The 14,352-nt window shown below is 71.9% G+C and carries 12 protein-coding genes; 5 read left to right on the top strand and 7 right to left on the bottom strand.

Features of this window, described 5'->3' with window-relative positions:
• Nucleotides 1-83: 83 nt before the first annotated feature.
• Entirely contained in the window at nt 84-1,508 is a 1,425-nt protein-coding gene (locus tag AC2RP6_RS13610; protein WP_486446459.1) for a cytosine permease, read from the top strand.
• Between the two features lie 74 nt (nt 1,509-1,582).
• Here AC2RP6_RS13610 and AC2RP6_RS13615 read toward each other — a convergent pair whose 3' ends face one another.
• The 4 genes from AC2RP6_RS13615 to AC2RP6_RS13630 form a co-directional block, all read right to left on the bottom strand.
• The gene (locus tag AC2RP6_RS13615; protein WP_486446460.1) at nt 1,583-2,668 is read right to left on the bottom strand and encodes a branched-chain amino acid aminotransferase; all 1,086 of its coding nucleotides are present in this window, start codon (nt 2,666-2,668) and stop codon (nt 1,583-1,585) included.
• Between the two features lie 226 nt (nt 2,669-2,894).
• Nucleotides 2,895-3,935 carry a 3-isopropylmalate dehydrogenase gene (locus AC2RP6_RS13620; RefSeq protein WP_486446461.1) on the bottom strand — a complete coding sequence of 347 codons (1,041 nt, stop codon included), beginning with the start codon at nt 3,933-3,935 and terminating at the stop codon, nt 2,895-2,897.
• 81 nt (nt 3,936-4,016) lie between these two features.
• A complete protein-coding gene (locus AC2RP6_RS13625) occupies nt 4,017-4,145 on the bottom strand; it encodes a hypothetical protein (protein ID WP_276615817.1) in 129 nt (42 codons plus the stop codon).
• 260 nt (nt 4,146-4,405) lie between these two features.
• Entirely contained in the window at nt 4,406-5,290 is an 885-nt protein-coding gene (locus AC2RP6_RS13630; RefSeq protein WP_486446462.1) for a LysR family transcriptional regulator, read from the bottom strand.
• A gap of 101 nt (nt 5,291-5,391) precedes the next feature.
• On the opposite strand from AC2RP6_RS13630, the gene AC2RP6_RS13635 reads away from it, so the two are divergent.
• Together AC2RP6_RS13635 and AC2RP6_RS13640 are read left to right on the top strand one after the other, a co-directional pair.
• Entirely contained in the window at nt 5,392-6,405 is a 1,014-nt protein-coding gene (locus tag AC2RP6_RS13635; RefSeq protein WP_486446463.1) for an NADP-dependent oxidoreductase, read from the top strand.
• 119 nt (nt 6,406-6,524) lie between these two features.
• Entirely contained in the window at nt 6,525-8,552 is a 2,028-nt protein-coding gene (locus AC2RP6_RS13640; protein WP_486446464.1) for a phosphocholine-specific phospholipase C, read from the top strand.
• A gap of 188 nt (nt 8,553-8,740) precedes the next feature.
• Here AC2RP6_RS13640 and AC2RP6_RS13645 read toward each other — a convergent pair whose 3' ends face one another.
• Nucleotides 8,741-9,277, bottom strand: coding sequence for a GNAT family N-acetyltransferase (locus tag AC2RP6_RS13645; protein ID WP_486446465.1), 537 nt, complete (start codon nt 9,275-9,277; stop codon nt 8,741-8,743).
• A gap of 130 nt (nt 9,278-9,407) precedes the next feature.
• On the opposite strand from AC2RP6_RS13645, the gene AC2RP6_RS13650 reads away from it, so the two are divergent.
• Nucleotides 9,408-10,109 (top strand): nitroreductase family protein, encoded by a 702-nt coding sequence (locus AC2RP6_RS13650; protein ID WP_486446466.1) that lies wholly within the window; start codon nt 9,408-9,410, stop codon nt 10,107-10,109.
• 98 nt (nt 10,110-10,207) lie between these two features.
• On the opposite strand, the gene pruA is transcribed toward AC2RP6_RS13650, so the two are convergent.
• Together pruA and AC2RP6_RS13660 are read right to left on the bottom strand one after the other, a co-directional pair.
• A complete protein-coding gene (gene pruA, locus AC2RP6_RS13655) occupies nt 10,208-11,839 on the bottom strand; it encodes an L-glutamate gamma-semialdehyde dehydrogenase (protein WP_486446467.1) in 1,632 nt (543 codons plus the stop codon).
• Nucleotides 11,840-11,870: 31 nt separating this feature from the next.
• A complete protein-coding gene (locus tag AC2RP6_RS13660; RefSeq protein ID WP_486446468.1) occupies nt 11,871-12,797 on the bottom strand; it encodes a proline dehydrogenase family protein in 927 nt (308 codons plus the stop codon).
• 159 nt (nt 12,798-12,956) lie between these two features.
• On the opposite strand from AC2RP6_RS13660, the gene AC2RP6_RS13665 reads away from it, so the two are divergent.
• Nucleotides 12,957-14,342: a PucR family transcriptional regulator gene (locus AC2RP6_RS13665; protein WP_486446469.1), complete on the top strand. Its 1,386-nt coding sequence runs from the start codon at nt 12,957-12,959 to the stop codon at nt 14,340-14,342.
• Nucleotides 14,343-14,352 lie beyond the last annotated feature (10 nt).

Raw genomic sequence — 14,352 nt, forward strand, 5'->3', positions numbered from 1 at the left:
TGACCTGGACACCGGGCTTGAGTCACATTGAGTGTCGCTCAAACACAGCGCAACCACCCCCCGCCCTGCCAAGGGAGTCCCCCATGCCCATCGAACAGCGCGGAGTCGACACCATCCCCGAGGAGGAACGGACCAGCGGTCCCCGCGACCTGATCTCGATCCTCCTCGGCTCCAACCTCTGCCTCGGTGTCATCGTCTTCGGCTGGCTGCCCCCGTCCTTCGGGCTGGGCCTGTGGCCCTCGGTCACGGCCATCGTGACCGGCACCCTCGTCGGCATCGCCTTCACCGCACCGCTGGCGCTCGTCTCCCTGCGCACCGCCACCAACCTCTCCACCTCCAGCGGCGCCCAGTTCGGCGTGCGCGGGCGGCTCGTGGGGTCGGTGGTGGGCCTGCTGCTCTCGCTCGGCTACACGGCGCTCACCCTGTGGATCGGCGGCGACGTCATGGTCGGCACCCTCGCGCGGCTCACCGGGCTCCCGGACTCCGGCCTCTCCCGGGCCGGGATGTACGGCCTGCTCGCCGCGTGCACGGTCGTCGCCGCCGTCTTCGGCTACCGACTGCTCCTGCGCATGAGCAAGGTGCTGTCCATCGGGATGGTGCTGCTGCTGGCGGTCGGCTTCGTCGCCTACGCCCCGGACTTCACCGCCGCCGCGCCGCCCGGGACCTCGTACCTGCTCGGCTCCTTCTGGCCGACGTGGCTGCTGGCCGCCGTCGCCGCCGGCCTCAGCGGCCCCGTCGCCTTCATCACCCTGCTGGGCGACTACACGCGCTACATCTCCCCGCGCCGCCACGGCTCGCGCAAGGTCCTGTGGGCCACCGCCTTCGGCCTGCTGATCGGCCTGCTGATCCCGCAGCTCTTCGGCACCTACACGGCACTGGCCGCCCGGGCGGGCCTGGACTACGCCGGCCCCCTCGTCGAGGCGGCACCCTTCTGGTACCTGCTCCCGCTGCTGGCCGCCGCCGCGGCCGGCTCGGTCGGCAACGCCGGGCTGATGCTCTACTCCATGGGCCTGGACCTCGACGCGATCGTTCCCCGCGCGACCCGCACCACGGCGACCGTGATCGCGGCGGTCGTGGCCACCGCCTTCGTCTTCTTCGGGTCCTTCGAGTGGGACGTGCAGTCCGCGATGACCTCTTTCGTGCTGGTCCTGACCGCGATCGGCACGCCGTGGGCCGTGATCACCCTGATCGGCCACGTGCGCTGCCGGGGGATCTACGACGCCGACGCGCTCCAGGTCTTCAACCGCCGTTCGGTGGGCGGGATCTACTGGTACCGCTCCGGCTGGAACGTCGCGGCCACCGCCTCCTGGGCGGTCGGCGCCGCCGTCGGCCTGCTCGCCGTGACCACGCCCTTCTACGAGGGCCCGTTGCTCGCCCTCACCGGCGGCGTGGACTGCTCCTTCGTCCTCTCCGGCCTCACCGGCGGGCTCGTGCACACCGTGCTCACCGTCCGCCGCGCTCCCGTCCCGGCCCCGGCGGCCGCCGCCGAGGAGCCCGCGAACGCCTGAGCCGCTCCCCCGTACGTACGCCGACGGGCCCGCACCCCGGAGAACCGGAGTGCGGGCCCGTGGCGTGGGCGGTGTCAGCCGAGCGGGTGCATCCAGCCGTGGGTGTCGGCGGCCCGGCCGGTCTGGAGCTCCAGCAGCGCCTTGCGCAGCCGCATGGTGACGGAGCCAGGCTCGCCGTCGCCCTGGATCCAGTTGGCGCGCTCGGACTTGACCGAGCCGACCGGCGTGATGACCGCGGCGGTACCGCAGGCGAACACCTCGGTGAGGGTGCCGTTGGCGTTGTCGCGCTGCCAGTCCTCGGTGGTCAGGCGGCCCTCCTCGGCGGTGTAGCCGAGGTCGCGGGCGATCGTGAGGAGGGAGTCGCGGGTGATGCCGGGGAGCAGCGAGCCGGTGAGCTCCGGGGTGACGATGCGGTCGCCGTACACGAAGTACAGGTTCATGCCGCCCATTTCCTCGATCCAGCGGTGCTCGACGGCGTCGAGCCAGACCACCTGGTCGCAGCCGTGCGAGGCGGCCTGGGCCTGCGCGACCAGCGAGGCCGCGTAGTTGCCGCCGGTCTTGGCGGCGCCGGTGCCGCCCTTGACGGCGCGGACGTAGTCCTCGGAGAGCCAGACGGAGACGGGCTTGACGCCACCGGGGAAGTACGCGCCGGCGGGCGAGGCGATGACGATGAAGAGGAACTCGTTGGCCGGGCGGACGCCGAGGCCGACCTCGGAGGCGAACATGAACGGGCGCAGGTAGAGGGAGGCCTCGCCGGAGTCCGGCACCCAGGCGCGGTCCTGCTTGATCAGGGCGTCGCACGCCTCGATGAAGAGCTCGACCGGCAGCTCGGGCATCGCCATGCGGCGCGCCGAGGCCTGGAAGCGCTCGGCGTTGGCCTCGGGGCGGAAGGTGGCGACGGTGCCGTCGGGCTGGCGGTAGGCCTTCAGGCCCTCGAAGATCGTCTGCGCGTAGTGCAGGGTCATGTTCGCCGGGTCGATCGAGAGCGGCGCGTACGGGACCAGTTCGGCATCGTGCCAGCCGCGTCCCTCGGTCCACTTGATCGTCACCATGTGGTCGGTGAAGTGGCGGCCGAAGCCGGGGCTGGCCAGGATCGCCTCGCGCTCCGCGTCGGACAGCGGGTTCGAGGAGGGCTTGAGCTCGATCGTGGGCGTCGTCATGAGTGCTTGTCCTTCACCGGTTGTGTATGGCGGACCGCGCTCACGGCGTACCAGGACGTCCGAGCTTCCCCGCATTCCGCGGCCTCGCGTTCGATTATCGCGCGCGGGCAGGCTTCGGAGAAGCGGGGGATTGCGGCCCAGGGGAGATGGTGGCACCCGGGGCCGCACAGGAAAAGCCGCCGGGTCCCATTGTGACCCGGCGGCTTCCTGAGCTGGAGCTGCCGGGTCAGCCGGCTACTCGCGCGGCGAGGGCGTCGCCGATCACGTCGGTGGAGCGGAAGGTTCCGTCGCGTTCGGCGAGGTCGGCGGAGACCGCGTCCTCGATGCGGACGGCCTCGGCCTCGTAGCCCAGGTGGCGCAGCAGGAGGGCGACGGAGAGGATCGTCGCGGTCGGGTCGGCCTTGCCGGTGCCGGCGATGTCCGGGGCCGAGCCGTGGACGGGCTCGAACATGGACGGGAAGGCGCCGGTCGGGTTGATGTTCCCGGAGGCGGCCAGGCCGATTCCGCCGGTGACGGCGGCGGCCAGGTCGGTGAGGATGTCACCGAAGAGGTTGTCCGTGACGATGACGTCGAAGCGTTCCGGCTGGGTGACGAAGAAGATCGTCGCCGCGTCGACGTGCAGGTAGTCGGTGGTGACCTCGGGGTACTCCTGGCCGACCGTGTCGAAGATGTTCTTCCACATGTGGCCCGCGTACACCAGGACGTTGTTCTTGTGGACCAGCGTCAGCTTCTTGCGGGGGCGGGAGTTGGCCCGCTCGTACGCGTCACGGACGACGCGCTCGACGCCGTACGCGGTGTTGACGCTGACCTCGGTGGCCACCTCGGCGGGGGTGCCGGTGCGCAGGCTGCCGCCGTTGCCGGTGTACGGGCCCTCGGTGCCCTCGCGGACGACGACGAAGTCGATGTCCGGGCGGCCCGCCAGCGGGGTGGCGGTGTTGGGGAACAGCTTCGACGGCCGCAGGTTGATGAAGTGGTCGAAGGCGAAGCGCAGCTTCAGCAGCAGGCCGCGCTCCAGTACACCGGACGGGACCGAGGGGTCGCCGATGGCGCCGAGCAGGATCGCGTCGTGGTGCTTGAGGGCTTCGAGCTCCGCGTCCGGGAGCGTCTCTCCGGTGCGGTGCCAGCGCTGGGCGCCGAGGTCGTACGGCTTGGTCTCCAGCTTCACATCCTGGGGCAGGACCGCGGTAAGGACCTTGAGTCCCTGAGCCACGACTTCCTGGCCGATGCCATCACCGGGGATCACTGCGAGATTGATGCTGGTCGACATGGCGAAACCGTACTCCGTGTCCAGCCCTCAGACATTTCACGTCCACCATGTGGACGCGAAATGTCCCGGACCTGCGCTGCCTCAGTGGCCGGTCGAGCCGCCGTTGTCGCGGCGGTCGAGGGCTCGCTGCAGAGCCGCGGCGGCGTTCTTGCGCTCGTCGGCCGAGGCGGAGGCGTGGCGGACGCGGCGGGTGGTGGTGGTTGCGGTCATGGTGATCGACTCCTTGAGATCACGGCGTGGCGGGGCCACGGATGAGGGGTTCCTTCAAGGCGCCGGAAGAGGCGGGGAGCAGTGCGCCGCAGGGATTGCCTGCCAGGGGCGCGCGCTCTCGACCGCCATTCGCCCGATCGGCGAGACGTTCGGCTTCTACAAAGCTAGGCCAGGTCCCGCTGTATGTCTCGGCAATTACTTGGGCTTCCTACTATCTGAGACGCGAATCCCCTCGAAATGCCTCGCCGGAAGGCTCCGTTTCAGCCCCTCTCGGAACGGAGTTCCCTGATCAGAGCCCTCACGGTGTGCGTCGCGGCGGCTTCCGCCGTAGTGACGTATCCCACCTGTCTCACCGGCCCCTGCGGGCCCAGGCCGGTGATTTCCACGGCCTCGGTCGCCTCCCGCAGGGACAGCTCGGGCATGATCGCCATGCCCAGCCCGCGACCGACCATGGTCAGCACCATCGCGTCGTCCTCCGCCTTGACCGTGGCCCGTGGGATCCAGTCCTGGGCCCGCCACCAGGCGCGCGTGTACGAGCCGCAGTTCTCGTCCCAGTCCATGAGGGGCAGCGACCGCGGGTCCGGATGCCCGGTTGGATGGACCAGGCGGTAGGACTCCCGGGCGAGGACCCCGGTCAGCAGGCCGGGCGACTGCGCGTCCGGCCCGCCGCCGAGGGTGGCGATGCCCAGGTCCGCCCGGCCCGCCGCCACCTCCCCGGCCGCGCCGGCGCCGATCTCGCGCACCACACGGACTTCGGGGCGGATCCCGGGGTGGCGGGTGGTCAGCCGTTCCAGGGCGGGTGGCAGCAGGTGCAGGGCGGCGCTGCGGAACGCCGCGATCCTCAGTACGCCGCGGAGCGTGTCGCTGCTCCCGTCCCGGCCCGCGCCGCGGACCTCCTCGCGCATGGCCGCGTACAGCCGCAGGATGCGGCGGGCGTGGCCCACCGCTGCCTCCCCCGCCGGTGTGGGGGAGGCCCCGGACCGCCCGCGCTCGAAGAGCACCGCGCCGAGCTTGGCCTCGCTGCCGCGCACCGAATGGGAGACGGCCGACTGGGTCAGGCCGAGCGCCGCGGCCGCGGCGGAGAAGCCGCCGTGGTCCGCGACGGCGACCAGGATCCGCAGTTCCTGCGGAAGGAGATCGGACACCGGGGCCCCCACCTCGTCGTATGAGTGCCGTTCATGGATACGGCGCTTCCATGAGCCCAACCCCCTGCCCGGCCCGGGGATTCCTTCCTAGCGTCGGGGCCATGACCACGCACACCGCTCATGCCGTCCACCAGATCGCCCGTCCGAACGGCTTCCCCGCCGCCTCCGACTTCGCCTACGTCACCTCGCCGGTCCCGGAGCCGCGGCCCGGCACCGCCCTGGTGGAGAACCTCCTGCTCTCCGTCGACCCCTACCACCGCGGCCTGATGGACGGCGGCGAAGGCGGCTTCGAGCTGAACACCCCGCTGGAGGGCCGCTCGGTGGGGCGGGTGATCGCCTCCCGCGACCCGGGACTGCGCGAGGGCGACCTGGTCTTCCACCGCGAAGGATGGCGCACGCACGCCCTCGTCACCCTCGGCGAGGCCGGTACCCGCCGGCTGCGCGGCCACGCGGGCGTCCCGCTGGAGGCGTACCTCTCGATCCTCGGCGGGACCGGACTGACGGCGTACGCCGCGCTGACGCGGACGGCGGCGCTCCGGGAGGGCGAGGACCTCTTCGTCTCCGCCGCCGCCGGCGGGGTCGGCACCGCCACCGGGCACATCGCGCGGCTGCTGGGCGCCCGGCGGATCATCGGCAGCGCCGGCTCGGCGGCGAAGGTCCGCCACCTCACCGAAGTCCTCGGCTTCGACGCGGCGTTCGACTACCACGACGGCCCCGTGGGCGAGCAGCTCGCGCAGGCCGCCCCCGAGGGCATCGACGTCTACGTGGACAATGTGGGCGGCGAGCACCTCGAGGGGGCGATCGGGGCGCTGCGCGAGTTCGGGCGGATCGCCTGGGTCGGCGCCGTCTCGACGTACAACGGCGACCGCTCTCCCGCCGCGCCCCGCAACCTCTTCGAGGTCGTGCACAAGTCGCTGCGCCTGGAAGGCGTATTGGTCCGCCATCACACCAATCACCAGGACGAGTTGGAGGATCTCCTCGTCCCACATCTACGCAATGGCCGGATCGGCACCGATACCACCGTTGTGCAGGGGTTCGAGCACACGGTGGACGCCTTCCGGGGCATGCTCCGCGGGGATAACGTGGGCAAGATGCTCGTGCGGATCGGCGGCTGATTCCGGCCGACGCGAAGTTCACCGAACTCTTACCGCGCGGATGTAGACCTTTGCGGCCACCGCCGCCACCCTTGCCGTCGACGTGCCGACGGGGCACCGCAGTGGGAGGCGAGGGGCCAGTGACACCGATCAGCCGAAGAGGTTTCGTGGGGATCGGCGCGGGGCTGGTGGCGGGGGCGGCTCTGCCCGTCGCGGCCCCGTCGTCGGCGGCCGCGGCCGCCGCGACCGGGACCATCGGCGACGTCAGGCACGTGGTGGTCCTGATGCAGGAGAACCGCAGCTTCGACCACTACTTCGGCAGGCTGAAGGGCGTCCGCGGCTTCGGCGACCGCGCCGCCGGCAACATCCCGGGCGGCTGGAGCACCTTCAACCAGCCCAACTGGGGCGGCCGGCAGTACCCGTGGAAGCTCTCCGCCACCCCGCCGGCGGGCGGCGCGGACGGCGAGACCCTGGCCCAGTGCGCCGGCGACCTCCCGCACAGCTGGACCTCGCAGCACGCGGCCTGGAACAAGGGCCGCATGGACAACTGGGTCCTGGGCGTCGGCAGCACCCGCACCCTCGGGCACCTGGACCGGGGCGACATCCCCTTCCACTACGCCCTCGCCGACCACTACACGATCTGCGACGCGTACTTCTGCTCCGCGCTCAGCGCGACCGGCCCGAACCGCACGTTCCTGTGGAGCGGGAAGATCGACGCGGCCAGCAAGGACGGCGGCGACGAATCGGGGCTGACCTGGGAGACGTACGCGGAGGCCCTCCAGCGTGCCGGCATGACGTGGAAGGTCTACCAGAACGCCCAGGACAACTACGGCGACAACGGCCTCGCCTACTTCAAGAACTTCACCGACGCAGCCCCCGGGAACCCGCTGTGGGACCGGGGCATGGGCTCGGTCCCCAGGGTCACCGGCTCCACCCCGGACGACATCGCGGCCGCGATCCGCGCCGACGTCGTCGCGGGCACCCTCCCCCAGGTGTCCTGGGTCGTCGCGAACGAGGCCTTCTCGGAGCACCCGTACGCCCCGCCCGGCGACGGCGCGCACTTCGTGGACCTGGTGTACCGGGCGCTCGCCGCGAACCGGGAGGTGTTCGATTCCACCGTCCTGTTCCTCAACTACGACGAGAACGACGGCTTCTTCGACCACGTGCCGCCTCCGGTCGCCCCGCCCGGCACCCCCGGCGAGTACCTGGACGGCCTTCCGGTCGGGCTCGGTTTCCGCGTCCCCATGCTGGTCATGTCCCCGTGGACGCGCGGCGGCTGGGTCAGCTCGGAGGTCTTCGACCACACCTCCGTGCTGCGCTTCATGGAGACCTGGACGGCCGCCCTCGGCACCCCCGCCGTCTGCCCGAACATCAGCGCCTGGCGCCGCAGGGTGGTGGGCGACCTGACCGGGGTCTTCGACTTCACCCGCCCGGTGTACGGGGTCCCCGCGGGCCTGCCGTCGACCGCGAAGGTGATCGGGCAGGCGACCTGCGGGCCGCTGCCCAACCCGGTGCCCCAGGACAACGCGCTCCCGGCCCAGGAGCCCGGAACCCGCCCGGCGCGGGCCCTGCCCTACCAGGTCAACGGCAACCTGGACCGCTTCGAGTTCGGGCCGGTCGGGCAGATCACCGCCTGGTTCTCGATGACCAACCAGGGCGCCCGCGCCCAACGGCCGGCGCACTTCTCGATCCACCCGCACCAGCACCGGGACACGACGGCCTGGCAGTACACGGTGGACCCGGGCGGCACGGCCACGGACTACTTCCACATCGGGCTGGGCCACGGCTCCGGCGCGTACGACATCTCGATGTACGGGCCGAACCGCTTCCTGCGCCGCTTCATCGGCGACGCGTCCAAGGCGGGCCGGGCGATCGAGGTGGCGGCGCGGTACGCGGTGGAGCCCGGCACCGGCAAGACGGCGATCTGGTTCAGGATGACGAACTCCTCCGCCTCCCCCGTCACCTTCACCATCCGCTCCAACGCCTACCGTTCGGACGGCCCGTGGACGTACACCGTCCCGGCGAACTCCTCCCGCGAGGACTTCTTCAACGCGGTGGCCTACCACAAGGGCTGGTACGACTTCACGGTCCTGGCCGACTCCGACGGCACCTGGTCGCGCCGCTACACGGGCCACATCGAGACGGGCACGGCGAGCGTCTCGGGCTAGGGGGTGTCCGGCGGATCAAGGTCGGACAGTCCGGGCTGTCCGGTGCTGTGGATTGCAAGGCGGAGGAGGGAGTCGACGCGGAGCGTCGGCGACCGACGACAACGCGGCGGGGCGCGGCGCCGCGCGGGCCGGGCCCGGCCATGATCCGCCGGACACCCCCTAGGGGTGTCCGGCCGGGGGGAGCGTCCCTACAGGACGTCCCCGTCGCGCCAGTCGAAGTCGAGCGGCGCGGCGGGGTCCGGGCGGATGCCGCCGGGCGGTGTCCACACGTAGGTCGAGCCCTCCTCCTCGGGCAGCCGCACGGGCCCCTCCGGCGAGAGCGCCCCGAGGCGGCCCGGCCACACCGACCAGCCGCGGGCGAGGTAGAGCCCGGCCCCCTCCTCGGACGCGGAGAGCGCACCGAACTCGTAGGCCCCCGCGACGACCTCCTCCAGCCGGGCCATCACCTGCCCGCCGAGACCCCGGCGCCGCAGATCCGCCCGCACGGCCACGGCCTCGACGTATCCGGTGCGCAGGGCGCGTCCGCGGTGCACGACCCGCCGCTGCACGACGCTGCCGTGGGCGACGAGCCGGCCGTCGACGCCGATCACGACGTGCATCCCGCCGAGCGCGTGCTCGAAGTCCTCGTCGGCGAAGTCCCCGTCGAAGGCGTCGTCGAGGAGGGACCTGATCGCCCGGAGCTCGTCGGCGCTCAGCTGCGAGGTGTGCGCGGTCAGCGTGTCCATCACGGCTCCAGCCCGTCGGTGTCCCGCGACCGTACCAAGTTCCGCATTGCGGACGCAGAGTGCCGCAGTCCGGCCGTCGTCGGCCGAACCGCGCCTAGCGGTCTGGACCAACGGCTCGCAGACTGGGCCCATGTCGTCCGACACCCAGCAGTGGACCCCCACCCACGGCCAGCCGTACCGCCCCGCCCCGTACCGGCCCGCGCGGATGCCGCAGGGCGAATCCCTGGCGCGGGCGGCCGAACTGCGGGCCAGGATGGACGAGCGGCGGACCGTACGCCACTTCTCGCCCGACCCCGTGCCCGAGCAGGTCGTGCGGGACGCCGTCGCCTGCGCGGCGACCGCGCCGTCCGGGGCGCACCAGCAGCCGTGGACCTTCGTCCTGGTCAAGGACCCGGCCGTCCGCGCCCGGATCCGCGCGGCCGCGGAAGAGGAGGAGGAGCTGTCCTACGACGGCCGCCTGGGCGAGGAGTGGCTGGCGGCCCTGCGCCCGCTCGGCACGGACGCCGTGAAGACCCACCTGACGGACGCCCCCGCGCTGATCGTGGTCTTCCAGCAGCGGTACTGGCTCGGCCCGGACGGCACGAAGCGCAAGCACTACTACGTGGACGAGTCGGTCGGCATCGCGGTCGGCATGCTGCTGTCCGCCCTGCACCTGAGCGGCCTCGCCGCGCTGGTCCACACACCGAGCCCGATGCGCTTCCTGGGCGACGTCCTGGACCGCCCGGCGAACGAGAAGGCCTTCGCGGTCGTCCCGGTGGGCTACCCGGCGGCCGACTGCGTGGTCCCGGACCTGGTCCGCAAATCCCTGGACCAGGTCATCGTGGAGGTGTGACCCCGCCGGCGGGAGTCGGCCGGGGCCGGAATGGGGACCGCCCCCGCTCCGGACTTGGGGGTACCGGAGCGGGGGCGGGGTTCAGCGGGGGCCGGAGGTCAGCCCATGTGGGGGTAGCCGTACTCGGTCGGCGGGACCAGGGTCTCCTTGATGGAGCGGGTCGAGGTCCAGCGCAGCAGGTTGGACGCGGCGCCGGCCTTGTCGTTGGTGCCCGAGGCGCGGCCGCCGCCGAAGGGCTGCTGGCCGACGACGGCGCCGGTGGACTTGTCGTTGATGTAGAAGTTGCCCGCCGCGAAGCGGAGCTTCTCCATCGCGTCCGCCGCCGCGTAGCGGTCCGCGGCGATGATCGAGCCGGTCAGGGCGTAGGCCGAGACGGACTCCATCTGCGCCAGCATGGCGTCGTAGTTCTCGTCCTCGTAGACGTGGATCGCCAGGATCGGGCCGAAGTACTCGGTCGTGAAGACCTCGTTCTCCGGGTCGGTGCACACGATGACGGTCGGGCGGACGAAGTAGCCCTCCGAGTCGTCGTAGCTGCCGCCGGCGACGATCTCGCAGGTCGGGTCGGCCTTGGCGCGGTCGATCGCGGCCTTGTTCTTCGCGAAGGAGCGCGCGTCGATGACGGCGCCGATGAAGTTGGTCAGATCGGTGACCGGGCCCATGGTGATGCCGTCGACCTCGGCCGCGAAGGCCTCCTTGAAGCCGTCGTTCCAGATGGAGGCCGGAACGTAGGCGCGCGAGGACGCCGAGCACTTCTGGCCCTGGAACTCGAAGGAGCCGCGGGTGAGGGCGGTCTTCAGGATCGCGCGGTCGGCGGACGGGTGCGCGACGACGAAGTCCTTGCCGCCGGTCTCGCCGACCAGGCGCGGGTAGGACTTGTACTTCTCGATGTTGTTGCCGACCGTCTTCCACAGGTACTGGAAGGTCTTGGTCGAGCCGGTGAAGTGGATACCGGCCAGCTCCGGGTGGTTCAGGGCCACCTCGGACACGGCGATGCCGTCGCCCGTCACCAGGTTGATGACGCCCTTGGGCAGACCGGCCTCCTCCAGGAGCTCCATGAGCAGGACCGCGGAGTGGGTCTGCGTCGGGGAGGGCTTCCACAGGACCACGTTGCCCATCAGGGCGGGAGCGGTCGGCAGGTTGCCGGCGATGGCCGTGAAGTTGAACGGCGTGATCGCGTAGACGAAGCCTTCGAGCGGGCGGTGGTCGCTGCGGTTCCACACGCCGGCGGAGTTCGCGACCGGCTGCTCGGCCAGGATCTGGCGGGCGAAGTGGACGTTGAAGCGCCAGAAGTCGACGAGCTCGCACGGGGTGTCGATCTCCGCCTGCTGTGCGGTCTTCGACTGGCCCAGCATGGTGGATGCGGCGAGCTTCTCGCGCCACGGACCGGACAGCAGCTCGGCGGCGCGCAGGATGATCGCGGCGCGGTCGTCGAAGGACATCGCGCGCCAGGCCGGGGCGGCGGCCAGGGCGGCGTCGATCGCCTCCTGGGCGTCGGCCTCCGTGGCGTTGGCGTAGGTGCCGAGCACCGACTTGTGGTCGTGCGGCTGGACCACGTCGAAGCGCTCACCGCCGCCCATCCGCTTGACGCCGTTGATCGTCATCGGAAGGTCGATCGGGTTCTCGGACAGCTGCTTGAGCTGCTCTTCGAGGCGCGTGCGCTCCGGGGTGCCGGGGGCGTACGAGTGGACCGGCTCGTTGACCGGAGCGGGGACCTGGGTCACAGCATCCATGGGGCTGGTAACTCCTTGACCTGGTTCGTGGCTAGTTCTTGGTGATCATCGAGCGGACGAAGAAGAGCAGGTTGGCCGGCTTCTCCGCGAGACGGCGCATGAAGTAGCCGTACCAGTCCGTCCCGTACGCGGTGTAGACGCGCATGCGGTGGCCCTCGGCGGCGAGCCGCAGGTGCTCCTCGCTGCGGATGCCGTACAGCATCTGGAATTCGTACTCGTCCAGCTTGCGCCCGGCCTTGCGCGCGAGCTCCTGGCCGATGGCGATGAGGCGCGGGTCGTGGGACCCGATCATCGGGTAGCCCTCGCCGTCCATCAGGGTCTTCAGGATGCGGACGTACGCCTTGTCGATCTCCGCCTTGTCCTGGTACGCGACCTCGGCGGGCTCCTTGTAGGCGCCCTTGACGATCCGCACGCGGCTGCCGTTGGCGGCCAGCCGGCGGGCGTCGGCCTCGGTGCGGAAGAGGTACGCCTGGATCACGCAGCCGGTCTGCGGGAAGTCCTTCCGCAGCTCCTCGTGGATGGCGAACATCGAGTCGAGGGTGGTGTGGTCCTCGGCGTCCAGCGTCACGGTGGTGCCGATGGCGGCGGCCGCCTCGACGACCGGGCGGACGTTGGCGAGCGCCAGCTCGTGGCCGCCCTCCAGCGCCTGGCCGAACATGGACAGCTTCACGGACATCTCGGCCTTCTCGCCGAGGCCGAGCTCCGCGAGCCGTTCGATGAGCTGGAGGTAGGCGTCGCGGGCGGCGTGGGACTGCTCCACCTCGGTGATGTCCTCGCCGACGACGTCGAGGGTGACCTCCAGGCCGGCCCGCGTGAGGTCCTCGACGATCGGGATGACCTGATCGACGGTCTCGCCGGGGATGAACCGGTTCACCACGGGCTTGGTCACCGGGGCGGCAGAGACGATACGACGCATCTTGTCGCTGCGCGAAGCGGCGAGGATCACGGGACCCAGCACGGGGCACCTCCAGCGGGTGGCAGAAGAAAAGCGCAAGTGAAACCACCGTGAAACCTAAGGATCGCTTTGATCCTCTGCCATCGACAGCTGTCACGCATCCGTGTCCGCGAACTCATACATCTGTCTGAAGAGGAGGGGCAGGAGTGGGAGAATGGCCGGGTGAAGGGCGATTACCAGGACCTGGTGGACGAGATCTCGGCGCTGCTCGGCGCCCCGGCGACCCTGGAGAACCGGGACTTCCGCCTCATCGCCTTCGGCGCCCACGACAGCGACGACGATCTCGCGATGGACCCGGTACGGACCCGCTCGATCCTGACCCGGCAGTCGACGGCGGCCGTCCGGTCCTGGTTCGAGGGCTTCGGCATCGCCCGCGCCACCGGCCCCGTCCGCATCCCGGCGGCGCCCGAGGCGGGGGTGTACCGGGGCCGGATCTGCCTGCCGGTGCGGCACCGGGGCATCGTGCAGGGCTACGTGTGGCTGCTCGACCAGGAACCCGGCACGCCGGGCCCCGACCCGGCGGCGCTGACCGCGGCCATGGAGGTGGCCCAGCGGATCGGGGTGCTGCTGGCCGAGGAGGCGAAGGCGGGGGCGGACCTGTCGCGGGAGTTCCAGGCGGTGCTCACGGCCGGCCGGGGATGGCAGCAGGACATGGCGGTGGCCGCGCTGCGGGCCGCCCTCGGGCCGGGCGGGGACGGCCTGCACGCGGCGGTGTGCGTGGCGCCGTGGTCCGGCGAGGCTCCGGCGTCCGTACCGGGCGCGGCGGCGGTGTGCGTCGTACCCCGGCGGGGCGACGGCGCGGGCGAGCCCGGCGACGCGGCGGGCACCGGACCGGCGGGCGGGGGCCCGGCCCTGGCCGTACTGCTCCGGCTGCGCTCCACGGACGGGCTGGCTCCGGCACTGACGGCGGTGGCACGGCTGCTGCCGCGCACGGCGGAACCGGCGGCCGCGGCGGGCACCGCGGGAGCACGGGCGAAGGCGGCGGCCGGAGCGGACACCGTCGGATCACGGGCCAAGGCGGCGGCCGGAGCAGGGGCCGCCGGACCGAGGGCGAAGGCGGCGGCCGGCCCGGCAACGGAACCGGGCGGTACGGCGGGCCCCGCGGCCGGCGGCCTCCCGGCCGGCGGCGCGCGCCGGATGACCGCCGGGGTCGCCGACCCCGTCCGCGGCCTCGCCGACCTGCCCGCCGCCTGGGAGCAGGCCGTCGCCGCGGCCCGCGCGGCGGTCGCCGAGCCACGGCTCGGCCCGGTCGCCCAGTGGTCGCAGATCGGTCCGTACCGGCTGCTGGCGAGTCTGGCCGCCGACCCGGTGGACGATCCGGCGGCCCGGCCCCTGCTCGCCCCCGCCCACCGCGAACTGGCCCGCACGGCCGAGGTGTTCCTCGACTGCGCCGGTCAGGCGGGCCGCGCCGCGGCCGCCCTCGGCATCCACCGCCAGACCCTCTACTACCGGCTGGGCCGCGTGGAACAGCTCACCGGCCTCGACCTGGACGCGGGCGAGGACCGCCTGCTGCTGCACATGGCCCTGAAAGCCTCCCGCCTGGCCTGAGGGTAACCCC

The organism is Streptomyces sp. WAC03905 (assembly GCF_057371075.1).

Coding starts and splice junctions, on each gene's coding strand:
- AC2RP6_RS13610 (WP_486446459.1), top strand. CDS start 84: ATGCCCATCGAACAGCGCGGAGTCGACACCATCCCCGAGGAGGAACGG.
- AC2RP6_RS13620 (WP_486446461.1), bottom strand. CDS start 3,935: ATGTCGACCAGCATCAATCTCGCAGTGATCCCCGGTGATGGCATCGGC.
- AC2RP6_RS13650 (WP_486446466.1), top strand. CDS start 9,408: ATGTCGTCCGACACCCAGCAGTGGACCCCCACCCACGGCCAGCCGTAC.
- AC2RP6_RS13625 (WP_276615817.1), bottom strand. CDS start 4,145: ATGACCGCAACCACCACCACCCGCCGCGTCCGCCACGCCTCCGCCTCG.
- AC2RP6_RS13635 (WP_486446463.1), top strand. CDS start 5,392: ATGACCACGCACACCGCTCATGCCGTCCACCAGATCGCCCGTCCGAAC.
- AC2RP6_RS13645 (WP_486446465.1), bottom strand. CDS start 9,277: ATGGACACGCTGACCGCGCACACCTCGCAGCTGAGCGCCGACGAGCTC.
- pruA (WP_486446467.1), bottom strand. CDS start 11,839: ATGGATGCTGTGACCCAGGTCCCCGCTCCGGTCAACGAGCCGGTCCAC.
- AC2RP6_RS13615 (WP_486446460.1), bottom strand. CDS start 2,668: ATGACGACGCCCACGATCGAGCTCAAGCCCTCCTCGAACCCGCTGTCC.